This window comes from Pseudomonas guangdongensis (assembly GCF_900105885.1).
Taxonomy (GTDB): domain Bacteria; phylum Pseudomonadota; class Gammaproteobacteria; order Pseudomonadales; family Pseudomonadaceae; genus Geopseudomonas; species Geopseudomonas guangdongensis.
In genome coordinates, this window is the sequence record NZ_LT629780.1 from 1309720 (window position 1) to 1331768 (window position 22049).

Below are 22049 nucleotides of genomic sequence, written 5' to 3' on the forward strand. Positions count from 1 at the left end.
CTTGCCGAGGTCTTCATGCAGCCGTTCGCCATCGCTCCGTCGATTCTCTCCGCCGATTTCGCCCGACTGGGCGAGGAAGTCGACAAGGTCCTCGCCGCCGGCGCCGACATCGTCCACTTCGACGTGATGGACAACCACTACGTACCCAACCTGACCATCGGCCCGATGGTCTGCAGCGCCCTGCGCAAGTACGGCATCACCGCGCCGATCGATGCGCACCTGATGGTCAAGCCGGTCGACCGGATCATCGGCGACTTCATCGAGGCCGGCGCCAGCTACATCACCTTCCACCCCGAGGCCAGCGAGCACATCGACCGCTCGCTGCAGCTGATCCGCGACGGCGGCTGCAAGGCCGGCCTGGTGTTCAACCCGGCCACCCCGCTGGAGGTGCTGAAGTACGTGATGGACAAGGTCGACATGATCCTGTTGATGAGCGTCAACCCCGGCTTCGGCGGGCAGAAATTCATCCCCGCCACCCTCGACAAGCTGCGCGAGGCGCGCGCGCTGATCGACGCCTCGGGCCGCGAGATCCGCCTGGAGATCGACGGCGGGGTCAACGTGCAGAACATCCGCGCGATTGCCGAGGCCGGTGCCGACACCTTCGTCGCCGGCTCGGCGATCTTCAACCAGCCGGACTACCAGGCGGTGATCGACGCCATGCGCGGCGAGCTGGCCCAGGTTCGGGCATGACCTCGGCCTGCCTGCCGGCCGCGCCGGCGACTCTGCTCCATGCACTGTTCGCCGGGCGTCTGCCGCGCCTGGCGATGTTCGATCTGGACGGCACCCTGGTCGACTCGGTGCCGGACCTGGCCGCCGCGGTCGACCGCATGCTGCTTGCCCTCGGCCGCGAGCCGGCCGGTCTCGAGCGGGTGCGCCTGTGGGTCGGCAACGGCGCGCGGGTGCTGGTGCGCCGCGCGCTGGCCGGCGGCCTCGACCACGCCGGGGTCGACGAGGCGCTGAGCGAGCGGGCGCTGGCGCTGTTCATGGATGCCTACGCCGACAACCACGCGCTGACCCGCGTCTATCCCGGGGCGGTCGAGACCCTCGAACGGCTGCGCGCCGAGGGCGTGGCGCTGGCGCTGATCACCAACAAACCGGCGCGTTTCCTGCCCGAACTGCTGGCCGACAAGGGGCTGGACGGCTACTTCCAGTGGCAGGTCGGCGGCGACACCCTGCCGCAGCAGAAGCCCGACCCGGCCGCCTTGCTGTGGGTGATGGCGCAGGCCGGCGTCGCCCCGCACGAGGCGCTGTTCGTTGGCGACTCGCGCAACGACGTGCGCGCCGCCCGCGCCGCCGGTGTCCCCTGCGTGGCGCTGTCCTATGGCTACAACCACGGCGAGTCCATCGCCCTGGAGCGCCCGGCGCGGGTGATCGACGACCTGCGCGAGCTGTTCGCCGCGGCGGCACGTCCGTAGGGTGGGCCGCGTCGATCCTGCCGGTGCGCTTCTCCGGCCGCGGCATGCCCGGCTCGTCCCGTTCGAGCGCATGCGAGCGTCCCGTGCGGCTTGCTTCACCGGGGGCGCTGCGCTAGTGTGCGGCGCTACCCGTAGCAAATCCCGCCGAAGAGATCAGATCGTGGTGGTCACCTGCAAACTGTGGATGAAAGTCATCAAGGCACTGGCCCGCTGGCGCTGGCGCGCCTGATTTCGTCCCTGGCCGGCTTGCCGGCGCGCTTTGCATATCGACCGTTCACCAGGCCCCGAGGCTGATCATGACCCGTGAAGAATTCCTGCGTTTGGCCGCTGCCGGCTACAACCGCATCCCGCTCGCCCGCGAAACCCTCGCCGACTTCGACACCCCGCTGTCGATCTACCTGAAGCTGGCCGACGCGCCCAACTCCTACCTGCTCGAATCGGTGCAGGGCGGCGAGAAATGGGGCCGCTACTCGATCATAGGCCTGCCGGCGCGCACGGTGCTGCGCGTCCACGGCCACGAGGCGCGGGTGAGCGTCGACGGCGTGGAAACCGAGCGCCACGAGTGCACCGATCCGCTGGCCTTCGTCGAGCAGTTCAAGGCGCGCTACAACGTGCCGACCCTGGCAGGCCTGCCGCGCTTCAACGGCGGGCTGGTCGGCTACTTCGGCTACGACAGCGTGCGCTACGTCGAGCGGCGCCTGGGCGCCTGCCCCAATCCCGACCCGCTGGGCACCCCGGACATCCTGCTGATGGTTTCCGACGCCGTGGTGGTGTTCGACAACCTGGCGGGCAAGCTGCACGCCATCGTCCTCGCCGATCCGAGCGAGGCAGGCGCCTTCGAGGCCGGCCTGGCCCGCCTCGATGCGCTGATCGCCCGCCTGCGCCAGCCGATCGCCCCGCGCCTGGGGGTGGACCTGGCTGCGCCGCTCAGCCCGGAGCCGGCGTTCCGCTCCAGCTTCAGCCACGACGACTTCGAGCGCGCGGTGCGCGCCATCAAGGAATACATCCTCGCCGGCGACTGCATGCAGGTGGTGATCTCCCAGCGCATGTCGATCCCGTTCGCCGCCGCGCCGATCGACCTGTACCGCGCGCTGCGCACCATCAACCCGACGCCGTACATGTACTTCTTCAACTTCGGCGACTTCCACGTGGTCGGCTCCTCCCCGGAGGTGCTGGTGCGCGTCGAGGACGGCCTGGTCACCGTGCGCCCCATCGCCGGCACCCGCCCGCGCGGGGCCAGCGAGGAAACCGATCTGGCGCTGGAGAAGGACCTGCTGTCCGACACCAAGGAGCTGGCCGAGCACCTGATGCTGATCGACCTGGGCCGCAACGACGTCGGCCGTGTGTCCAGCACCGGCTCGGTGAAGGTCACCGAGCGGATGGTCATCGAGCGCTACTCCAACGTCATGCACATCGTCTCCAACGTCACCGGCCAGCTGAAGCCGGAGCTGTCGGCGATGGATGCGCTGCGCGCCATCCTGCCGGCCGGCACCCTGTCCGGCGCGCCGAAGATCCGCGCCATGGAGATCATCGACGAGTTGGAGCCGGTCAAGCGCGGCGTCTACGGCGGCGCCGTCGGCTACCTGGCGTGGAACGGTAACATGGACACCGCCATCGCCATCCGTACCGCGGTGATTAAGGACGGCGAGCTGCACGTGCAGGCCGGCGCCGGCATCGTCGCCGACTCGGTGCCCGCCCTGGAGTGGGAAGAAACCCTCAACAAGCGCCGCGCGATGTTCCGCGCGGTGGCCCTGGCCGAACAAAGTGCAGAGTGAAGGGGTGCTGACATGCTGCTGATGATCGACAACTACGACTCCTTCACCTTCAATCTGGTGCAGTACTTCGGCGAACTGGGTGCCGAGGTCAAGGTGGTGCGCAACGACGAGCTGACCGTGGAGCAGATCCGCGCGCTGAATCCCGAGCGCATTGTGGTCTCCCCCGGCCCCTGCACGCCGAACGAGGCCGGCGTGTCGCTGGCGGTGATCCGCGAGTTCGCCGGCCGGCTGCCGCTGCTTGGCGTCTGCCTCGGCCACCAGAGCATCGGCCAGGCCTTCGGCGGCGAGGTGGTGCGCGCTCGCGTGGCCATGCACGGCAAGACCAGCCCGGTGTTCCACCAGGACCAGGGCGTGTTCGAGGGGCTGGCCAATCCGCTCACCGTGACCCGCTACCACTCGCTGGTGGTGCGCCGCGAGAGCCTGCCGGACTGCTTGGAGATCACCGCCTGGACCCAGCTGGAAGACGGCTCGGTCGACGAGATCATGGGCCTGCGCCACAAGACGCTGAACGTCGAGGGCGTGCAGTTCCACCCCGAATCGATCCTCACCCAGCAGGGCCACGAGCTGCTGGCCAATTTCCTCAAGCAGAGCGGAGGCGTGCGCTGATGGACATCAAGGAAGCCCTCAACCGAGTGGTCAACCAGCTGGACCTGTCCACCGCCGAGATGCAGGACGTGATGCGTCAGATCATGACCGGCCAGTGCAGCGACGCGCAGATCGGCGCCTTCCTGATGGGCATGCGCATGAAGAGCGAGACCATCGACGAGATCGTCGGTGCGGTGGCGGTGATGCGCGAACTGGCCAGCCAGGTGGCGCTGCCCGACCTGCGAGGCGTGGTGGACATCGTCGGCACCGGCGGCGACGGCGCGAACATCTTCAACGTCTCCTCGGCGTCGGCCTTCGTGGTCGCCGCCGCCGGCGGCAAGGTGGCCAAGCACGGCAACCGCGCGGTGTCCGGCAAGAGCGGCAGCGCCGACCTGCTGGAGGCCGCCGGCATCCACCTGAACCTCGCCCCCGAGCAGGTGGCGCGCTGCATCGAGACGGTGGGGGTGGGCTTCATGTTCGCCCAGGTGCATCACAGCGCCATGCGCTTCGCCGCCGGCCCGCGCCGCGAGATGGGCCTGCGCACCCTGTTCAACATGCTCGGCCCGCTGACCAACCCGGCCGGGGTGCGTCATCAGGTGGTCGGCGTGTTCAGCCGCGAGCTGTGCCGGCCGCTGGCCGAAGTGCTGCGCCGCCTCGGCAGCGAGCACGTGCTGGTGGTGCATTCGCGCGACGGCCTCGACGAGTTCAGCCTCGCCGCGCCGACCCATGTCGCCGAGCTGCAGGGCGGCGAGGTGCGCGAGTACGAGGTGCAGCCCGAGGATCTGGGCCTGCGCAGCCAGAGCCTGATCGGCCTGACCGTCGGCGATGCCCAGGAGTCGCTGGCGCTGGTGCGCGACGCGCTCGGCCGGCGCAAGACCGAGAACGGCCAGAAGGCCGCCGAGATGATCATCCTCAATGCCGGCGCGGCGCTGTACGCCGCCGACCACGCCACCAGCCTCAAGGAAGGCGTGCAACTGGCCCACGACGCCCTGCACACCGGCCTCGCCCGCGAGAAGATGGACGAGCTGGCGGCTTTCACCAACGTGTTCAAAGTGGAGAATCAGGCATGAGCGTGCCGACCGTGCTGGAAAGGATCGTCGCCCGCAAGGTCGAGGAAGTCGCCGCTGCCCGCGCCCAGGTCAGTCTGGCCGAGCAGGAGGCGCGCGCCCGCGAGGCCTCTGCGCCGCGCGGCTTCGCCCGCGCCCTGCAGCGGCAGGCGGCGCAGCGCCGGCCGGCGGTGATCGCCGAGGTGAAGAAGGCTTCGCCGAGCAAGGGGGTGATCCGCGCCGACTTCGACCCCGCGCAGATCGCCGCCAGCTACCAGGCCGGCGGCGCCACCTGCCTGTCGGTGCTCACCGACGTCGACTTCTTCCAGGGCGCCAACGCCTACCTGCAGCAGGCGCGCGCCGCCTGCGCGCTGCCGGTGATCCGCAAGGACTTCCTGATCGATCCCTATCAGGTGGTCGAGGCGCGCGCCATCGGCGCCGACTGCGTGCTGCTGATCGCCGCCTGCCTGGACGACGGGCAGCTGGTCGAGCTGGCCCAGGTGGCGAGGGAGCAGGGGCTCGACGTGCTGGTCGAGGTGCACGACGGCGCGGAGCTGGAGCGTGCGCTCAAGTATCTGGACACGCCGCTGCTGGGCATCAACAACCGGAACTTGCACAACTTCGAGGTCAGCCTGCAGACCACCCTCGATCTGCTGCCGCGGATTCCGGCCGATCGTCTGGTGATCACCGAGAGCGGCATCCTCGCCCGCGCCGACGTCGAGCTGATGGAGCAGCATGACGTGTGGAGCTTCCTGGTCGGCGAGGCGTTCATGCGCGCCGAGGAGCCGGGCGAGGAGCTGCGCCGGCTGTTCTTCCCCGGCTGAGCGGGGCCCCGATACAAAAAAAGGCCGTCCCTCGGGACGGCCTTTTGCGTTGGCGGCGCGGGCTTCAGCGGGTGCCGAACACCACCATGGTCTTGCCCTTGACGTTGACCAGGCCCTGCTCTTCCAGGGCTTTGAGCACCCGGCCGACCATCTCCCGCGAGCAGCCGACGATGCGGCCGATTTCCTGGCGGGTGATCTTGATCTGCATGCCGTCGGGGTGGGTCATGGCGTCGGGCTGCTTGCACAGGTCGAGCAGGGTGCGCGCCACCCGGCCGGTGACGTCGAGGAAGGCCAGGTCGCCGACCTTGCGGGTGGTCTGGCGCAGGCGCTCGGCCATCTGGCTGCCGAGGGTGTAGAGGATGTCCGGATCCTGCTGGGCCAGTTCGCGGAACTTGGCGTAGCTGATCTCGGCCACTTCGCATTCGGTCTTGGCGCGCACCCAGGCGCTGCGCTCCTGGGCCAGGCTGCCCTGCTCGAACAGCCCCATTTCGCCGAAGAAGTCCCCCGGGTTCAGGTAGGAGATGATCATCTCCCGGCCGTCGTCGTCCTCGATGAGGATGGTCACCGAACCCTTGATGATGAAGAACAGGCTTTCGCAGCGGTCGCCCGCGTAGATGATGGTGCTTTTCGCCGCATAGCGGCGGCGGTGGCAGTGGGCCAAGAGTTTGTCGAGGTGTTTGGTCCTTGGGGGAAGAGTGATAGCAACCATGCCCGGTCCTGAATAGTGAAATAAACGCATCCTGAATGCAGGCAATGCCTGGCGTCTTCGCGCTGCCAGAGTGCCATGAGCGTGGCCAGCTTAGCAGAGAGCGTCTGCCGGCAAGCCCGGCAAACTGTGCGGTGGTTCTCAATGCGCCGACGGCAGAGGCCACAATGCGCCTGTGGTAAGCTTCGGTGTTTTTTCGAGCACGGAGTCAGGTGGATGAAAGCGCGTATCCAGTGGGCCGGCGAGGCCATGTTCCTCGGTGAGTCGGGCAGCGGCCATGTGGTGGTGATGGACGGCCCGCCCGAGCACGGCGGGCGCAACCTCGGCGTGCGGCCGATGGAAATGCTGCTGCTCGGCCTCGGCGGCTGCAGCAGCTTCGATGTGGTGAGCATCCTCAAGAAGTCGCGCCAGGCAGTGGAGAGCTGCGAGGCGTTCATCGAGGCCGAGCGCGCCGAGAGCGAGCCGAAGGTGTTCACCAAGATCCACCTGCGCTTCGTGGTCAAGGGTCGCGGCCTCAAGGAGGCGCAGGTCAAGCGCGCGGTCGAGCTGTCGGCGGAGAAGTACTGCTCGGCGTCGATCATGCTGGAACGTGCCGGCGTCGAGGTGAGCCACGGCTACGAAATCGTCGAACTGGGCGCCTGACCGCCCAGGCACAAAGTGGCGACAGACTCTAGGCGAGCGGCATCCGCATCGGCATAATGTCGCGCTTATTTTTCAAGGCGTCGCGCGGTCCGCAAGGGATGGCGCGGCGCCTTCTTCTATATGCCAATCGCCAATGCGAAGAGGTGCAAGCCGTCCTACGCAGGTGCTGCGTGCATCTGACGGGCATGCCATAACTGCGGCGCTGCCGCACACACCTGGGGAGTACCGACGGTGAAAAGCAAACTCAAGCTCCATGGTTTCAACAACCTGACGAAGACCTTGAGCTTCAACATCTATGACATCTGCTACGCCGAGACGCCGGAAGACCAGCAGGCCTACGTCCAGTACATCGACGAGGTCTACGATGCCGAGCGTCTGACGCAGATTCTCACCGATGTGGTGGAGATCATCGGTGCCAACATCCTGAACATCGCCCGTCAGGACTACGATCCCCAGGGTGCCAGCGTGACCATCCTGGTCTCCGAGCAGCCGGTGGAGCCCACCGACAGCCAGATCGAGGAGTCGCCCGGTCCGCTGCCGGAAACCATCCTCGCCCACCTGGACAAGAGCCACATCACCGTCCACACCTACCCGGAAATCCACCCGGTGGAAGGCATCGCCACCTTCCGCGTGGACATCGACGTGTCGACCTGCGGGGTGATCTCGCCGCTCAAGGCGCTCAACTACCTGATCCACTCGTTCGACTCGGACATCGTCACCGTCGACTACCGGGTACGCGGCTTCACCCGCGATGTGGAAGGCAAGAAGCACTTCATCGATCACGAGATCAACTCGATCCAGAAGTACCTCTCCGACGACACCAAGGAGGCGTACCAGATGACCGACGTCAACGTGTACCAGGAGAACCTGTTCCACACCAAGATGCTGCTCAAGGACTTCGACCTGGACAACTACCTGTTCGGCGATGCCACCAACAACCTGTCCGCCGAACAACGCGCCCAGGTGGAAGAGCGCGTGCGTCACGAGATGCTGGAAATCTTCTACGGCCGCAACATGCCGCACTGAGTGCGGCGGCGCGTCGAACAAGGGCACCTTCGGGTGCCCTTTTGCGTTTCTGCGCCGGGCTCAGATCCGGTAGGTGGTCTTGGTCATCACCTTGGATAGCAGGCTCATGCCGGCCTTGATCGGTGCCGGGAAGCGCAGGCCGCCGGCGTCCAGGGCGGCGGTGGCATGCTGCAGCTCGTCCTCGCGCATCTGTTCGAGGATCGCCTGCGAGCGCGCATCGCCGGTCGGCAGCTCGGCCAGGTGCTGGTCGAGGTGCTTGACCACCTGATCCTCGGTGGCGGCGACGAAGCCCAGGCTGATCCGGTCGCTGATCGCCCCGGCGGTGGCGCCGATGCCGAACGAAAGGCCGTAGAACAGCGGGTTGAGCAGGCTGGGCCGGCCGCCCAGTTCGCGGATGCGCTGCTCGCACCAGGCCAGGTGGTCGATTTCCTCGTCGGCGGCCTGCTCCATGGCCTGGCGCACCGCGGGCAGTTTCGCGGTCAGCGCCTGGCCCTGATAGAGCGCCTGGGCGCATACCTCGCCGGTATGGTTGATGCGCATCAGGCCGCAGACATGGCGGGCCTGGGCCTCGTCGAGGGCGCTGTCCGGATGCGCCTGGGCCGGCGAGGGACGGTTCGGCTGGCCGCTGAACGGCAGCAGGGTGCGCAGGGCGGCATCGGCCTGCAGCAGCAGGCGGTCGGCGGGGGAGTAGTGGCGTTGGCTGGTCATCGGCGCTCTCCGGTGGCTGGGGCGGCAGTCTGGCGGGGCCGGGCAAGGCCCGGCCTGGGCGAGGTCAGGCGTGCGGCGCTCAGCCCGGCGGCCAGTGCATCTGGCGCTGGCCGAGCACGTGCATGTGGATGTGGTAGACGGTCTGGCCGCCCTGCTCGTTGCAGTTCATCACCACCCGGAAGCCCTCTTCGCAGCCCTGCTCGCGGGCCAGGCGCTGGGCGGTGTAGACGACATGGCCGAGCAGCGCGCGGTCGTCCTCGTCCATGTCGTTCAGCGTGGCGATGTGCTTCTTGGGGATGACCAGAAAATGCACCGGCGCCTGCGGGGCGATGTCGTGGAAGGCGACCACCCGGTCGTCTTCGTAGAGTTTGCGCGCCGGAATGTCACCGTTGACGATCTTGCAGAACAGGCAGTCCACAAGCGTATCTCCTGAAAGGCTGGCAGTGGGCCGAGTGTAGCGGTCGCGCCGCCGTGCGCCCAGCCCCGCGTCAAGACCCCTGCAGGCGGCGGTTGAGGTGCGCGGCGATGCGCCGGGCCAGCGTCCGCGGAGTCAGGCGCGCCAGTGTCGCCAGCAGGCGATTGCGCCAGCCGGGGACGATCAGCGCCCGGTTGCGCTCCAGGCCGCGCAGGGCCAGCAGGGCCAGCTGCTCGGCGTTCATCAGCCACTGGCTGCGCTCGAGCGGGCGCAGGTCGAGGCGCGCATTGCGCCAGAAGGGAGTGCGTACCGGCCCCGGGCAGAGCGCCGAGACCTGCACCCCCAGCGGTGCCAGCTCCTCGCGCAGGCCTTCGGAGAAGTGCAGGACGAAGGCCTTGCTGGCGTAGTAGCTGCTCATCCACGGCCCGGCCTGGAAGGCGGCCATGGAGGCGACGTTGAGGATCTGCCCGCTGCCGCGGCGGGCCATGGCGTTGCCCAGCGCGTGGCACAGGCGCGAGACGGCGAACACGTTGAGCTCCAGCAGCTTGCGCTCGCGCTGCCAGTCCTGATCGAGAAAGCCGCCGGCGCAGGCCGCGCCGGCGTTGTTGACCAGGAGCTCGATGCGATAGTCGCACTGCTCCAGCTCGTAGAGCAGGCCGGAGAGCTGCAGCGGCTCGGTCAGGTCGCAGACCCGGAACAGCACCTCGACGCCGAAGCGCTGGCTCAGCTCGCAGGCGATGCTTTCCAGCGCCGGGCGTTCGCGGGCCACCAGGATCAGGGCATCGCCGCGCCTGGCCAGGGCTTCGGCGAGCGCCAGGCCGATGCCGCTGGAGGCGCCGGTGATCAGGGCATAGCGGGACATGCGGGGTCTCCGTGAGGGCCGCAGGGCGGGGGCGAAAAGGCGCGCAGTCTACCTGCGCGCCGGCCGCTGCGGTACTGCCGGGCGGCTCAGAACGGCTTGACCACCACGAGGATGACGATGGCCAGCAGGAACAGCACCGGCACCTCGTTGAACCAGCGGTAGAACACGTGGCTGCGGGTGTTCTCGCCGCGGGCGAACTTCTTCAGCAGCGAGCCGCAGGCATGCTGGTAGCCGATCAGCAGCGCCACCAGGGTCAGCTTGGCGTGCAGCCAGGCGCCGGTGGCGAACAGTCCCGGGTTGATGCTCAGCATCCACAGGCCGAACACCAGGGTGGCGATCATCGAGGGCACCATGATGCCGCGGTACAGCTTGCGCTCCATCGTGCAGAAGCGCTCGCGGCTCGGCGCGTCCTCGCTCATCGCGTGGTAGACGAACAGGCGCGGCAGGTAGAACAGGCCGGCGAACCAGCAGACGATGGCGATGATGTGCAGGGCCTTGAGCCACAGGTAGAGCATGGGGCGATCCTTTCGGTGGGGTGCGGAAAATGCGCACGGCGGCCAGATGGTAGTCGGCGGCGTTTTCCCCGTCATCCCGCGGTTGGCCGGGCATGGGCCGCGGCCTTATCATTCGCGGGTATTTTCCACAGATGGCCCGCGGGGACACGAGATGATCAAGGTCGGCATTGTTGGGGGAACCGGGTACACCGGTGTGGAGTTGCTGCGTCTGCTGGCCCAGCATCCGCAGGCGCAGGTGGAGGTGATCACCTCGCGCTCAGAGGAGGGCGTGCGCGTCGCCGACATGTACCCCAACCTGCGCGGCCATTACGACGAGCTGCGCTTCAGCGTACCGGACGTGGCACGCCTGGGCGCCTGCGACGTGGTGTTCTTCGCTACCCCGCACGGCGTCGCCCATGCCCTGGCCGGCGAGCTGCTGGCCGCCGGCACCCGGGTGATCGACCTGTCCGCCGACTTCCGCCTGCAGGACACCGAGGAGTGGGCCCGGTGGTACGGCCAGCCCCACGGCGCGCCGGAGCTGCTGCCCGAAGCGGTATACGGCCTGCCCGAGGTCAACCGCGAGGCGATCAAGGGCGCCCGGCTGATCGCCGTGCCCGGCTGCTACCCGACGGCCACCCAGCTCGGCCTGATTCCGCTGCTGGAGGCCGGCCTGGCCGATGCGTCGAGCCTGATCGCCGACTGCAAGTCCGGGGTCAGCGGCGCCGGGCGCGGCGCCAGCGTCGGCTCGCTGCTGTGCGAGGCGGGCGAGAGCATGAAGGCCTACGCGGTCAAGGGTCACCGCCACCTGCCGGAGATCGGCCAGGGCCTGCGCCGCGCCGCCGGCGGCCCGGTCGGCCTGACCTTCGTGCCGCACCTGACGCCGATGATCCGCGGCATCCATGCGACCCTGTATGCCCGCGTCGTCGACCGCAGCGTCGACCTGCAGGCGCTGTTCGAGCAGCGCTACGCCAACGAGCCGTTCGTCGACGTGATGCCGGTCGGTAGCCACCCGGAAACCCGCAGCGTGCGCGGCGCCAACGTCTGCCGCATCGCCGTGCACCGGCCGCAGGACGGCGACCTGGTGGTGGTGCTGTCGGTGATCGACAACCTGGTCAAGGGCGCTTCCGGCCAGGCGGTGCAGAACATGAACATCCTGTTCGGCCTGGACGAGCGCATGGGCCTGTCGCAGGCGGCGCTGCTGCCCTGACGAGGTCGCCGGCCCGCCTGCGCGGGCGGGCCGGTGGACCCGCGATGTGGACGGCGGCGGCGGGAATGCCCGGCACCGTCGCTGAATAGTTGACCGTTTCGCTCGGTGAGCGATAATGCGTCGCCTCTGTGCTGCAATACGGCCGCGCGCCTGGAGTTCCGGACATGAGCATTGAAACCTTCACCCCCACCCCGCTGCAGTTCACCCAGGGGGCGGCCAACAAGGTGAAGAGCCTGATCGAAGAAGAGGGCAACCCGCGCCTGAAGCTGCGAGTCTTCGTCACCGGCGGCGGCTGCTCGGGCTTCCAGTACGGCTTCACCTTCGACGAGGAGCTGGCCGACGACGATACCGTGGTCGAGCGCGACGGCGTCAGCCTGGTGATCGACCCGATGAGTTTCCAGTACCTGGTCGGCTCCGAAGTCGACTATCAGGAAGGGCTGGAGGGTTCGCGCTTCGTCATCAAGAACCCGAACGCCAGCACCACCTGCGGCTGCGGTCAGTCGTTCTCGATCTGACACCGCGTCCATCCCAAAACGCCAACGCCGCGCTGATGCGCGGCGTTGGCGTTTCTGCAGGAGCGGGTTTCAGGCCGGATAGAGCGCGCCGAGGATGCGCGGGCCGCGCGCGCCGGTGACTTCCGGGCAGTTGCCGGGCAGGCCCTCCAGGCAGCGATGCGCGAGCCAGGCGAAGGCCATCGCCTCGATCCAGTCGGCCGGCAGGCCGCGACTGTCGGTGCTGGCGACCCGGCAGGTCGGCAGCAGTTCGCCGAGGCGCTGCATCAGCCGGCGGTTGTGCGCGCCGCCGCCGCAGACCAGCAGTTCCTCGGCCTGCGGCAGGCTGCGCTGCAGGTCGGCGGCGATGCTGCGTGCGCTCAGCTCCAGCAGGCTGGCCTGCACGTCTGCCGGGGCGACCGGCGGGTGGGCCTGCAGGTGGGCAAGCAGCCAGGACAGATTGAAGCGTTCGCGACCGGTGCTCTTCGGGCCGCGCTGCTGGAAGTAGTCGTCGGTCAGCAGGCGGGCCAGCAGGGCTGCATCGGCCCGCCCGCTGGCCGCCCAGGCGCCGTCTGCGTCGAAGGGGAGGCCTTGCTGGTGACCGATCCAGGCGTCCAGCAGCACGTTGCCCGGCCCGCAGTCGAAGCCGCGCACCGGCGCATCCGGCGCCAGCAGGGTCAGGTTGCTGAAGCCGCCCACGTTGAGGATGGCGCGCGGCCGCTCCTGGCCGAACAATGCGGCGTGGAAGGCCGGGACCAGCGGGGCGCCCTGGCCGCCGGCGGCGACATCGCGGCGGCGGAAGTCGGCGACCACGTCGATCCCGCTCAGCTCGGCGAGCAGCGCGGGGTTGCCGATCTGCACGCTGAAGCCGCGTTGCGGTTCGTGGCGGATTGTCTGGCCGTGGCTGCCGATGGCGCGGACCTGTGCGGGCTGCAGCCCTTCGCGTTCGAGCAGGCTGGCGATGCCCTGGGCGGCCAGCGCCACCCACGCGTGCTCGGCCAGCGCGCTGCGGGCGATTTCGTCCGCGCCGCTCTGGCACAGCGCCAGCAGCTGCTGGCGCAGGGCATCGGGCATCGGCAGATAGAGACTGGCACGCAGGCGGGTGGCCTGGGTGTGCTGCTCGATCAGGGCGATGTCCAGCCCATCCAGGCTGGTGCCGGACATCACCCCGATATAGAGAGGCATGCCTCAGCGCTTGTTCATGGCCAGCAGCGTCGAGCGCTCCTGATCCATGCGGGCGAGCAGCGGACGGCTTTGCTGCAGGAAGCGCTGACGCTCGTTGCCGGCGATCGGATCGGCCATCGGCAGCTTCTGGCTCAGCGGGTCGACGTGGGTGCCGTTGATCTGGAACTCGTAGTGCAGGTGCGGACCGGTCGACAGGCCGGTGGTGCCGACGTAGCCGATGATCTGCCCCTGGCGGACCTGGCTGCCGTTGCGCACGCCCTTGGCGAAGCCGTTCATGTGCGCATACAGGGTACGATAGCGCTGGCCGTGCTGGATGACCACGGTATTGCCATAGCCGCCCTTGCGTCCGGCCAGAACCACCTTGCCGTCGCCGGTAGCCTTGATCGGTGTGCCGCGCGGGGCGGCGTAGTCGACGCCCTTGTGGGCGCGGATCTTGTTCAGCACCGGGTGACGACGGCCGGTGGAAAAGCGCGAGCTGATCCGTGCGAAATCGACGGGGGTGCGGATGAAGGCCTTGCGCATGCTGCCGCCGTCGGCGGTGTAATAAGTGGTGCTGCCCTGACGGCTGGTGTAGCGCACGGCGGTGTAGGTCTTGCCGCGGTTGGTGAAGCGCGCGGCGAGGATGTTGCCGTGGCCGACCGGCTTGCCGTCGACGACCTTCTGCTCGTAGACCACCTCGAACTCGTCGCCCTTGCGGATGTCCAGGGCGAAGTCGACTTCGTAGCCGAAGATGTTCGACAGCTCCAATGCCAGGCGATGCGGCAGGCCCGCGCGTTTGGTGGCGACGAACAGCGAGCTGTCGATCACGCCGCGGGCATAGGCCTGCTGCACGGCCGGCTTGATGGCCTCGTGCTTGACGCTGAAACCCTTGTCGGTACGGGCGACATGCAGGCTTTCCAGGCTGTTCAGGCGCGAACTGAGGCTTTCCAGATCGCCCTCGGTGGTGCGGGTGATCTCGAAGGTCTGCCCGGGCTTGATATGGGTCAGCTTGCGTGCGTCCTTGCCGCTGGCCAGCAGCTGGTGCAGGGTGCCGCTCGGCAGGCCGGCGCGGGCGAACACGGTCGACAGGGTGTCGCCGTTCGCCACGGTCACGCTCAGGGTCCGCTCGGGGAGTGCGGCGGCGCTGTCCTGCGCCTGCTCCGCGGTTTCGGGGGCGGCGCTCAGGGCGAACGGCGACGTGACTTGTGCGCGCAGCTGTTCGTCATTGTCGTGAGGCTGCTCCTGCAGGTTGGCGCTCTCGACGCTTTCGATGTCGAGCGGCAGCAGGGTCTTCTTGGCCTCGACCTGGCTGCTGGGGAAGATCAGCAGCGTCAGGCTCAGCAGCGCCGCAATCCCGCTGGCTGCCAGCAGGTGGCTCTTGGGATAGGGTGGAGTGTTCCTGGACGAATCCGTCATGGCGGGTGAGTTTCTTGAGACTGCAATAACTGCCTAAATTATAACCAAAGCGTCTTTGAGGCAACCCTGACAGGCCGGTTCGCGATGTGCGGCGCGGCCCTTCTGTGTGGCATTTTGTAAATGCCTGGTGATCTTGTATCGTGATCGCCCTTTTTTCGTGTCGTAGTGGGCAGCCTCATGAAGTCGGTCGAAGAGCAGCTGGCGCTGATCAAGCGTGGAGCGGAAGAGATCCTGGTCGAGTCGGAGCTTGTCGCCAAGCTCGAGCGCGGGCAGCCCCTGCGCATCAAGGCCGGTTTCGATCCAACCGCCCCCGATCTGCACCTCGGGCACACCGTGCTGATCAACAAGCTGCGCCAGTTCCAGGAGCTGGGGCATCAGGTCGTCTTCCTGATCGGCGACTTCACCGGGATGATCGGCGATCCCAGCGGCAAGAATGCCACCCGTCCGCCGTTGACCCGCGAGCAGGTGCTGGAGAACGCCGAGACCTACAAGGCGCAGGTGTTCAAGATCCTCGATCCGGCCAGGACCGAAGTGGCCTTCAACTCCACCTGGATGGATCAGCTGTCGCCGGCTGACTTCATCCGCCTGGCCTCGCAGTACACCGTGGCGCGCATGTTGGAGCGCGACGACTTCCACAAGCGCTATACCGGCAGCCAGCCGATCGCCATTCACGAGTTCCTTTATCCGCTGGTGCAGGGCTACGACTCCGTTGCGCTGCGGGCGGATGTCGAGCTGGGTGGTACCGACCAGAAGTTCAACTTGCTGATGGGGCGTGAGCTGCAGCGCGCCTACGGCCAGGAGTCCCAGGTCATCCTCACCATGCCGTTGCTGGAGGGGCTGGACGGGGTGAAGAAGATGTCCAAGTCGCTGGGCAACTATGTCGGTATCCAGGAAGCGCCTGGTGTCATGTACAACAAGCTGGTTTCCTTGCCGGACTCGTTGATGTGGCGCTACTTCGAGCTGCTGAGCTTCCGGCCGATGGGCGAGATCGAGGAGTTCCGGCGCGACGTCGAGCGCGGCGCCAATCCGCGCGACATCAAGATCAAGCTGGCCGAAGAGATCGTTGCGCGCTTCCACGGCGAGGAGGCTGCAGCGACTGCCCACCGATCTGCGGGTAACCGTTTGAAGGATGGCGAGCTGCCGGAGGATCTGCCCGAGGTATTGCTCGAATCGGATGTCGATCTGCCGATCTCGGCGGTACTGAATCGTGCTGGCCTGGTACGCAATGCTGCCGCAGCGCGCGACATGCTCGGTGCCGGCAGTGTCAAGGTGGATGGCGAGGTGGCGGATCGGGACTTCATCTTCGCCATTGGCAGGACGCATGTCTGCCAGGCAGGTAAAAAGGCCTTTGCACGGATCACCGTGCGCGCCCAGTAAGTTTTTTGTGAAAACTCGTTGACGGCTGCTGGAAGTGGCCTATAATGCGCGCCACTTCCAGCGAGAAGCTGAACAAAAAGCCTTTTAAATCAATAGGTTGCAAAGTTCAGGCGATTGAGCGATGCTTGCGTCGCTCGCTCTTGCAGGGAGTGCGGGGCTCGGGTCCTGCTGCGGTTTTCGCCTCCGGGCGGTGCTGCAAAGAGGTGTTGACTTCGGCTCGAAAGGCTGTAAGATGCGCGCCTCGCTGATCGGAAGGGTCCTTCCGGAAGGCGCCAAGCGATTGAATCGAAAAGAAATTTTCAAAAATCGCTTGACAGGTTGAAAGGCTGCTGTAGAATGCGCGGCCTCGGTTGAGACGAAACACTGGCTCGGTCGAAACGCTCTTTAATAAGTTGAATCAAGCAATTCGTGTGGGTGCTTGTGAGATAAGACTGACAGTCGCAAGATTATCAGCATCACAAGTAACACTCGTGAATTCGAGAGTTTTTTGCGATTGCTGAGCCAAGTTTAGGGTTTTCTCAAAACCCAGATTGATTTGAACTGAAGAGTTTGATCATGGCTCAGATTGAACGCTGGCGGCAGGCCTAACACATGCAAGTCGAGCGGATGAAGGTAGCTTGCTACCGGATTCAGCGGCGGACGGGTGAGTAATGCCTAGGAATCTGCCCGGTAATGGGGGATAACGTTTCGAAAGGAACGCTAATACCGCATACGTCCTACGGGAGAAAGCAGGGGACCTTCGGGCCTTGCGTTATCGGATGAGCCTAGGTCGGATTAGCTAGTTGGTGAGGTAATGGCTCACCAAGGCGACGATCCGTAACTGGTCTGAGAGGATGATCAGTCACACTGGAACTGAGACACGGTCCAGACTCCTACGGGAGGCAGCAGTGGGGAATATTGGACAATGGGCGAAAGCCTGATCCAGCCATGCCGCGTGTGTGAAGAAGGTCTTCGGATTGTAAAGCACTTTAAGTTGGGAGGAAGGGCAGTCAGTTAATACCTTGCTGTCTTGACGTTACCAACAGAATAAGCACCGGCTAACTTCGTGCCAGCAGCCGCGGTAATACGAAGGGTGCAAGCGTTAATCGGAATTACTGGGCGTAAAGCGCGCGTAGGTGGTTCAGCAAGTTGGATGTGAAAGCCCCGGGCTCAACCTGGGAACTGCATCCAAAACTACTGAGCTAGAGTACGGTAGAGGGTGGTGGAATTTCCTGTGTAGCGGTGAAATGCGTAGATATAGGAAGGAACACCAGTGGCGAAGGCGACCACCTGGACTGATACTGACACTGAGGTGCGAAAGCGTGGGGAGCAAACAGGATTAGATACCCTGGTAGTCCACGCCGTAAACGATGTCAACTAGTTGTTGGGTTCCTTGAGAACTTAGTAACGAAGCTAACGCGATAAGTTGACCGCCTGGGGAGTACGGCCGCAAGGTTAAAACTCAAATGAATTGACGGGGGCCCGCACAAGCGGTGGAGCATGTGGTTTAATTCGAAGCAACGCGAAGAACCTTACCTGGCCTTGACATGCAGAGAACTTTCCAGAGATGGATTGGTGCCTTCGGGAGCTCTGACACAGGTGCTGCATGGCTGTCGTCAGCTCGTGTCGTGAGATGTTGGGTTAAGTCCCGTAACGAGCGCAACCCTTGTCCTTAGTTACCAGCACGTTATGGTGGGCACTCTAAGGAGACTGCCGGTGACAAACCGGAGGAAGGTGGGGATGACGTCAAGTCATCATGGCCCTTACGGCCAGGGCTACACACGTGCTACAATGGTCGGTACAGAGGGTTGCCAAGCCGCGAGGTGGAGCTAATCCCACAAAACCGATCGTAGTCCGGATCGCAGTCTGCAACTCGACTGCGTGAAGTCGGAATCGCTAGTAATCGTGAATCAGAATGTCACGGTGAATACGTTCCCGGGCCTTGTACACACCGCCCGTCACACCATGGGAGTGGGTTGCTCCAGAAGTAGCTAGTCTAACCTTAGGGAGGGCGGTTACCACGGAGTGATTCATGACTGGGGTGAAGTCGTAACAAGGTAGCCGTAGGGGAACCTGCGGCTGGATCACCTCCTTAATCGAAGACTTCAGCTTCCTCATAAGCTCCCACACGAATTGCTTGATTCACTCGCGAAAGGCGATTGGGTCTGTAGCTCAGTTGGTTAGAGCGCACCCCTGATAAGGGTGAGGTCGGCAGTTCGAATCTGCCCAGACCCACCAATTGTCGTGGTGCGCAGGCTGATCGAAAGATGGGGCCATAGCTCAGCTGGGAGAGCGCCTGCTTTGCACGCAGGAGGTCAGGAGTTCGATCCTCCTTGGCTCCACCACTTAATCGCCAAGCTCAGAAATGAGTGCTTGTACTGCAACATGCAGTGCGAAACGAGCATTGATTTCTGGTCTTATCGCCAGACGTTCTTTAAAAATTCGGGTATGTGATAGAAGTAGACTGAATGATCTCTTTCACTGGTGATCATTCAAGTCAAGGTAAAATTTGCGAGTTCAAGCGCAAGTTTTCGGCGAATGTCGACATTCACGCACATAATCACAGTCAATCAGATCCTCGGATCACAGATTGCTTGGGGTTATATGGTCAAGTGAATAAGCGCATACGGTGGATGCCTTGGCAGTCAGAGGCGATGAAAGACGTGGTAGCCTGCGATAAGCTTCGGGGAGTCGGCAAACAGACTTTGATCCGGAGATCTCTGAATGGGGAAACCCACTCAGCATAAGCTGGGTATCTTGTACTGAATACATAGGTGCAAGAGGCGAACCAGGGGAACTGAAACATCTAAGTACCCTGAGGAAAAGAAATCAACCGAGATTCCCTTAGTAGTGGCGAGCGAACGGGGATTAGCCCTTAAGCTGCTTGGATTTTAGTAGAAGGCTCTGGAAAGTGCCGCCATAGTGGGTGATAGCCCCGTATACGAAAAGATCCTTGCAGTGAAATCGAGTAGGACGGAGCACGAGAAACTTTGTCTGAATATGGGGGGACCATCCTCCAAGGCTAAATACTACTGACTGACCGATAGTGAACCAGTACCGTGAGGGAAAGGCGAAAAGAACCCCGGAGAGGGGAGTGAAATAGAACCTGAAACCGTATGCGTACAAGCAGTGGGAGCCTACTTTGTTGGGTGACTGCGTACCTTTTGTATAATGGGTCAGCGACTTATATTCAGTGGCAAGCTTAACCGTATAGGGGAGGCGTAGCGAAAGCGAGTCTTAATAGGGCGTTTAGTCGCTGGGTATAGACCCGAAACCGGGCGATCTATCCATGAGCAGGTTGAAGGTTAGGTAACACTGACTGGAGGACCGAACCCACTCCCGTTGAAAAGGTAGGGGATGACTTGTGGATAGGAGTGAAAGGCTAATCAAGCTCGGAGATAGCTGGTTCTCCTCGAAAGCTATTTAGGTAGCGCCTCACGTATCACTCCAGGGGGTAGAGCACTGTTTCGGCTAGGGGGTCATCCCGACTTACCAAACCGATGCAAACTCCGAATACCTGGAAGTGTCAGCGTGGGAGACACACGGCGGGTGCTAACGTCCGTCGTGAAAAGGGAAACAACCCAGACCGTCAGCTAAGGTCCCAAAGTTGTGGTTAAGTGGTAAACGATGTGGGAAGGCTTAGACAGCTAGGAGGTTGGCTTAGAAGCAGCCATCCTTTAAAGAAAGCGTAATAGCTCACTAGTCGAGTCGGCCTGCGCGGAAGATGTAACGGGGCTCAAACCACACACCGAAGCTACGGGTTCATCCTTTGGATGAGCGGTAGAGGAGCGTTCTGTAAGCCTGTGAAGGTCAGTTGAGAAGCTGGCTGGAGGTATCAGAAGTGCGAATGCTGACATGAGTAACGACAATGGGAGTGAAAAACTCCCACGCCGAAAGACCAAGGGTTCCTGCGCAACGTTAATCGACGCAGGGTTAGTCGGTCCCTAAGGCGAGGCTGAAGAGCGTAGTCGATGGGAAACAGGTTAATATTCCTGTACTTCTAGTTACTGCGATGGAGGGACGGAGAAGGCTAGGCCAGCTTGGCGTTGGTTGTCCAAGTTTAAGGTGGTAGGTCGAATTCTTAGGCAAATCCGGGAATTCAAGACCGAGAGCTGATGACGAGCGTTCTTTTAGAATGCGAAGTGGTTGATGCCATGCTTCCAGGAAAAGCTTCTAAGCTTCAGGTAACTAGGAACCGTACCCCAAACCGACACAGGTGGTTGGGTAGAGAATACCAAGGCGCTTGAGAGAACTCGGGTGAAGGAACTAGGCAAAATGGCACCGTAACTTCGGGAGAAGGTGCGCCGGTGAGGGTGAATGACTTGCTCAGTAAGCCCACGCCGGTCGAAGATACCAGGCCGCTGCGACTGTTTATTAAAAACACAGCACTCTGCAAACACGAAAGTGGACGTATAGGGTGTGACGCCTGCCCGGTGCCGGAAGGTTAATTGATGGGGTTAGCGAAAGCGAAGCTCTTGATCGAAGCCCCGGTAAACGGCGGCCGTAACTATAACGGTCCTAAGGTAGCGAAATTCCTTGTCGGGTAAGTTCCGACCTGCACGAATGGCGTAACGATGGCGGCGCTGTCTCCACCCGAGACTCAGTGAAATTGAAATCGCTGTGAAGATGCAGTGTATCCGCGGCTAGACGGAAAGACCCCGTGAACCTTTACTATAGCTTTGCACTGGACTTTGAGCTTGCTTGTGTAGGATAGGTGGGAGGCTTTGAAGTGGAGACGCCAGTTTCCATGGAGCCATCCTTGAAATACCACCCTGGCAATCTTGAGGTTCTAACTCTGGTCCGTTATCCGGATCGAGGACAGTGTATGGTGGGTAGTTTGACTGGGGCGGTCTCCTCCTAAAGAGTAACGGAGGAGTACGAAGGTGCGCTCAGACCGGTCGGAAATCGGTCGCAGAGTATAAAGGCAAAAGCGCGCTTGACTGCGAGACAGACACGTCGAGCAGGTACGAAAGTAGGTCTTAGTGATCCGGTGGTTCTGTATGGAAGGGCCATCGCTCAACGGATAAAAGGTACTCCGGGGATAACAGGCTGATACCGCCCAAGAGTTCATATCGACGGCGGTGTTTGGCACCTCGATGTCGGCTCATCACATCCTGGGGCTGAAGCCGGTCCCAAGGGTATGGCTGTTCGCCATTTAAAGTGGTACGCGAGCTGGGTTTAGAACGTCGTGAGACAGTTCGGTCCCTATCTGCCGTGGACGTTTGAGATTTGAGAGGGGCTGACCTTAGTACGAGAGGACCGGGTTGGACGAACCTCTGGTGTTCCGGTTGTCACGCCAGTGGCACTGCCGGGTAGCTATGTTCGGAAAAGATAACCGCTGAAAGCATCTAAGCGGGAAACTTGCCTCAAGATGAGATCTCACTGAAGCCTTGAGCTTCCTGAAGGGTCGTCGAAGACTACGACGTTGATAGGTCGGGTGTGTAAGCGCTGTGAGGCGTTGAGCTAACCGATACTAATTGCCCGTGAGGCTTGACCATATAACACCCAAACAATCTGACAATTGTTGCGTGTGACAGGCCGAAAGCTTGCATGAACCGCAAATACCGAATAGAAACACCGCTATCACATACCTGATTCGGGATCGCGCCACGGCGAGATCCCAACCGAATTGCTTGACGACCATAGAGCGTTGGAACCACCTGATCCCATCCCGAACTCAGCAGTGAAACGACGCATCGCCGATGGTAGTGTGGGGCTTCCCCATGTGAGAGTAGGTCATCGTCAAGCACCTATACCAAACCCCCGATCAGCAAACGCTGGTCGGGGGTTTCTCTTTGCGCCGAAAATGAACGGCGGCGAGAGGCGTGCGCTACGATGCGGCAGGGGGGCGGCTGTCATTTCGCATAGCCAATCCTATGTACCCATGATGCCAACTGCACCTGTAGGCGTTTATGAT

17 protein-coding genes, 2 tRNA genes, 3 rRNA genes and 1 pseudogene are annotated in these 22049 nt (G+C 63.5%); 16 read left to right on the forward strand and 7 right to left on the reverse strand.

All coding sequences use genetic code 11. The features are described 5' to 3' along the window. Positions 1 to 15: 15 nt before the first annotated feature. From rpe to trpC, 6 genes and pseudogenes are all read left to right on the forward strand, one after another. Complete coding sequence (gene rpe, locus BLU22_RS06270) at positions 16 to 690, forward strand: ribulose-phosphate 3-epimerase (RefSeq protein ID WP_090212971.1); 675 nt, start codon at positions 16 to 18, stop codon at positions 688 to 690. After that, positions 687 to 1644 (forward strand): annotated as a pseudogene (locus tag BLU22_RS06275) (phosphoglycolate phosphatase). Before rpe ends, BLU22_RS06275 begins: the two are co-directional and overlap by 4 nt. A gap of 67 nt (positions 1645 to 1711) precedes the next feature. After that, entirely contained in the window at positions 1712 to 3190 is a 1479-nt protein-coding gene (gene trpE, locus BLU22_RS06280) for an anthranilate synthase component I (RefSeq protein WP_090212974.1), read from the forward strand. A gap of 12 nt (positions 3191 to 3202) precedes the next feature. Next, positions 3203 to 3796 carry an aminodeoxychorismate/anthranilate synthase component II gene (locus BLU22_RS06285; RefSeq protein ID WP_090212976.1) on the forward strand — a complete coding sequence of 198 codons (594 nt, stop codon included), beginning with the start codon at positions 3203 to 3205 and terminating at the stop codon, positions 3794 to 3796. After that, positions 3796 to 4845, forward strand: coding sequence for an anthranilate phosphoribosyltransferase (gene trpD / locus BLU22_RS06290; RefSeq protein WP_090212977.1), 1050 nt, complete (start codon positions 3796 to 3798; stop codon positions 4843 to 4845). Before BLU22_RS06285 ends, trpD begins: the two co-directional genes overlap by 1 nt. After that, positions 4842 to 5645 carry an indole-3-glycerol phosphate synthase TrpC gene (trpC, locus tag BLU22_RS06295; protein ID WP_090212979.1) on the forward strand — a complete coding sequence of 268 codons (804 nt, stop codon included), beginning with the start codon at positions 4842 to 4844 and terminating at the stop codon, positions 5643 to 5645. The genes trpD and trpC overlap by 4 nt, the downstream gene beginning before the upstream one ends. Positions 5646 to 5709: 64 nt before the next feature. Here trpC and crp read toward each other — a convergent pair whose 3' ends face one another. Further along, the gene (crp, locus tag BLU22_RS06300; RefSeq protein ID WP_090212980.1) at positions 5710 to 6354 is read right to left on the reverse strand and encodes a cAMP-activated global transcriptional regulator CRP; all 645 of its coding nucleotides are present in this window, start codon (positions 6352 to 6354) and stop codon (positions 5710 to 5712) included. A 213-nt stretch (positions 6355 to 6567) separates the two neighbouring features. Between crp and BLU22_RS06305 the strand changes: the two genes are divergently transcribed. Continuing rightward, the gene (locus BLU22_RS06305; RefSeq protein WP_090212982.1) at positions 6568 to 6993 is read left to right on the forward strand and encodes an OsmC family protein; all 426 of its coding nucleotides are present in this window, start codon (positions 6568 to 6570) and stop codon (positions 6991 to 6993) included. 231 nt (positions 6994 to 7224) lie between these two features. Next, positions 7225 to 8019 (forward strand): adenosylmethionine decarboxylase, encoded by a 795-nt coding sequence (gene speD / locus BLU22_RS06310; RefSeq protein WP_090212983.1) that lies wholly within the window; start codon positions 7225 to 7227, stop codon positions 8017 to 8019. 60 nt (positions 8020 to 8079) lie between these two features. Here the strand turns inward: speD and coq7 are convergent, their stop codons facing one another. From coq7 to hemJ, 4 genes are all read right to left on the reverse strand, one after another. After that, positions 8080 to 8727, reverse strand: a complete 648-nt coding sequence (gene coq7, locus BLU22_RS06315) for a 2-polyprenyl-3-methyl-6-methoxy-1,4-benzoquinone monooxygenase (protein ID WP_090212985.1) — start codon at positions 8725 to 8727, stop codon at positions 8080 to 8082. A gap of 79 nt (positions 8728 to 8806) precedes the next feature. Next, positions 8807 to 9145: a histidine triad nucleotide-binding protein gene (locus BLU22_RS06320; RefSeq protein WP_090212987.1), complete on the reverse strand. Its 339-nt coding sequence runs from the start codon at positions 9143 to 9145 to the stop codon at positions 8807 to 8809. Between the two features lie 70 nt (positions 9146 to 9215). Next, positions 9216 to 10004, reverse strand: coding sequence for an SDR family NAD(P)-dependent oxidoreductase (locus BLU22_RS06325; RefSeq protein WP_090212989.1), 789 nt, complete (start codon positions 10002 to 10004; stop codon positions 9216 to 9218). A gap of 86 nt (positions 10005 to 10090) precedes the next feature. Then, entirely contained in the window at positions 10091 to 10519 is a 429-nt protein-coding gene (hemJ, locus tag BLU22_RS06330; RefSeq protein WP_090212990.1) for a protoporphyrinogen oxidase HemJ, read from the reverse strand. Positions 10520 to 10670: 151 nt separating this feature from the next. On the opposite strand from hemJ, the gene argC reads away from it, so the two are divergent. Next, a complete protein-coding gene (argC, locus tag BLU22_RS06335; protein ID WP_090212992.1) occupies positions 10671 to 11705 on the forward strand; it encodes an N-acetyl-gamma-glutamyl-phosphate reductase in 1035 nt (344 codons plus the stop codon). A 164-nt stretch (positions 11706 to 11869) separates the two neighbouring features. Then, the gene (gene erpA / locus BLU22_RS06340) at positions 11870 to 12220 is read left to right on the forward strand and encodes an iron-sulfur cluster insertion protein ErpA (protein ID WP_090212993.1); all 351 of its coding nucleotides are present in this window, start codon (positions 11870 to 11872) and stop codon (positions 12218 to 12220) included. Positions 12221 to 12289: 69 nt separating this feature from the next. On the opposite strand, the gene BLU22_RS06345 is transcribed toward erpA, so the two are convergent. Continuing rightward, positions 12290 to 13381 (reverse strand): anhydro-N-acetylmuramic acid kinase, encoded by a 1092-nt coding sequence (locus tag BLU22_RS06345; protein ID WP_090212995.1) that lies wholly within the window; start codon positions 13379 to 13381, stop codon positions 12290 to 12292. A gap of 3 nt (positions 13382 to 13384) precedes the next feature. Then, positions 13385 to 14776, reverse strand: coding sequence for a peptidoglycan DD-metalloendopeptidase family protein (locus BLU22_RS06350; protein ID WP_090212997.1), 1392 nt, complete (start codon positions 14774 to 14776; stop codon positions 13385 to 13387). Between the two features lie 177 nt (positions 14777 to 14953). On the opposite strand from BLU22_RS06350, the gene tyrS reads away from it, so the two are divergent. The 6 genes from tyrS (at position 14954) to rrf (ending at position 21880) form a co-directional block, all read left to right on the forward strand. Further along, positions 14954 to 16153: a tyrosine--tRNA ligase gene (gene tyrS, locus BLU22_RS06355; RefSeq protein ID WP_090212998.1), complete on the forward strand. Its 1200-nt coding sequence runs from the start codon at positions 14954 to 14956 to the stop codon at positions 16151 to 16153. Positions 16154 to 16690: 537 nt separating this feature from the next. Further along, positions 16691 to 18227, forward strand: a 16S ribosomal RNA gene (locus BLU22_RS06360). A gap of 66 nt (positions 18228 to 18293) precedes the next feature. Further along, positions 18294 to 18370 (forward strand) — tRNA-Ile (locus BLU22_RS06365). A 31-nt stretch (positions 18371 to 18401) separates the two neighbouring features. Beyond that, positions 18402 to 18477 (forward strand) — tRNA-Ala (locus BLU22_RS06370). A 261-nt stretch (positions 18478 to 18738) separates the two neighbouring features. Continuing rightward, positions 18739 to 21630, forward strand: a 23S ribosomal RNA gene (locus tag BLU22_RS06375). 134 nt (positions 21631 to 21764) lie between these two features. Next, positions 21765 to 21880: ribosomal RNA gene (rrf, locus tag BLU22_RS06380) — 5S ribosomal RNA — on the forward strand. The 16S, 23S and 5S rRNA genes sit together here with 2 tRNA genes alongside, the layout of an rRNA operon. Positions 21881 to 22049: the final 169 nt, after the last annotated feature.

Bases quoted from the DNA above. Each gene is read 5' to 3' on its own strand.
- rpe (WP_090212971.1), top strand. From the start codon at position 16: ATGCAGCCGTTCGCCATCGCTCCGTCGATTCTCTCCGCCGATTTCGCC.
- trpE (WP_090212974.1), top strand. From the start codon at position 1,712: ATGACCCGTGAAGAATTCCTGCGTTTGGCCGCTGCCGGCTACAACCGC.
- BLU22_RS06285 (WP_090212976.1), top strand. From the start codon at position 3,203: ATGCTGCTGATGATCGACAACTACGACTCCTTCACCTTCAATCTGGTG.
- trpD (WP_090212977.1), top strand. From the start codon at position 3,796: ATGGACATCAAGGAAGCCCTCAACCGAGTGGTCAACCAGCTGGACCTG.
- trpC (WP_090212979.1), top strand. From the start codon at position 4,842: ATGAGCGTGCCGACCGTGCTGGAAAGGATCGTCGCCCGCAAGGTCGAG.
- crp (WP_090212980.1), bottom strand. From the start codon at position 6,354: ATGGTTGCTATCACTCTTCCCCCAAGGACCAAACACCTCGACAAACTC.
- BLU22_RS06305 (WP_090212982.1), top strand. From the start codon at position 6,568: ATGAAAGCGCGTATCCAGTGGGCCGGCGAGGCCATGTTCCTCGGTGAG.
- coq7 (WP_090212985.1), bottom strand. From the start codon at position 8,727: ATGACCAGCCAACGCCACTACTCCCCCGCCGACCGCCTGCTGCTGCAG.
- BLU22_RS06325 (WP_090212989.1), bottom strand. From the start codon at position 10,004: ATGTCCCGCTATGCCCTGATCACCGGCGCCTCCAGCGGCATCGGCCTG.
- hemJ (WP_090212990.1), bottom strand. From the start codon at position 10,519: ATGCTCTACCTGTGGCTCAAGGCCCTGCACATCATCGCCATCGTCTGC.
- argC (WP_090212992.1), top strand. From the start codon at position 10,671: ATGATCAAGGTCGGCATTGTTGGGGGAACCGGGTACACCGGTGTGGAG.
- erpA (WP_090212993.1), top strand. From the start codon at position 11,870: ATGAGCATTGAAACCTTCACCCCCACCCCGCTGCAGTTCACCCAGGGG.
- BLU22_RS06345 (WP_090212995.1), bottom strand. From the start codon at position 13,381: ATGCCTCTCTATATCGGGGTGATGTCCGGCACCAGCCTGGATGGGCTG.
- BLU22_RS06350 (WP_090212997.1), bottom strand. From the start codon at position 14,776: ATGACGGATTCGTCCAGGAACACTCCACCCTATCCCAAGAGCCACCTG.
- tyrS (WP_090212998.1), top strand. From the start codon at position 14,954: ATGAAGTCGGTCGAAGAGCAGCTGGCGCTGATCAAGCGTGGAGCGGAA.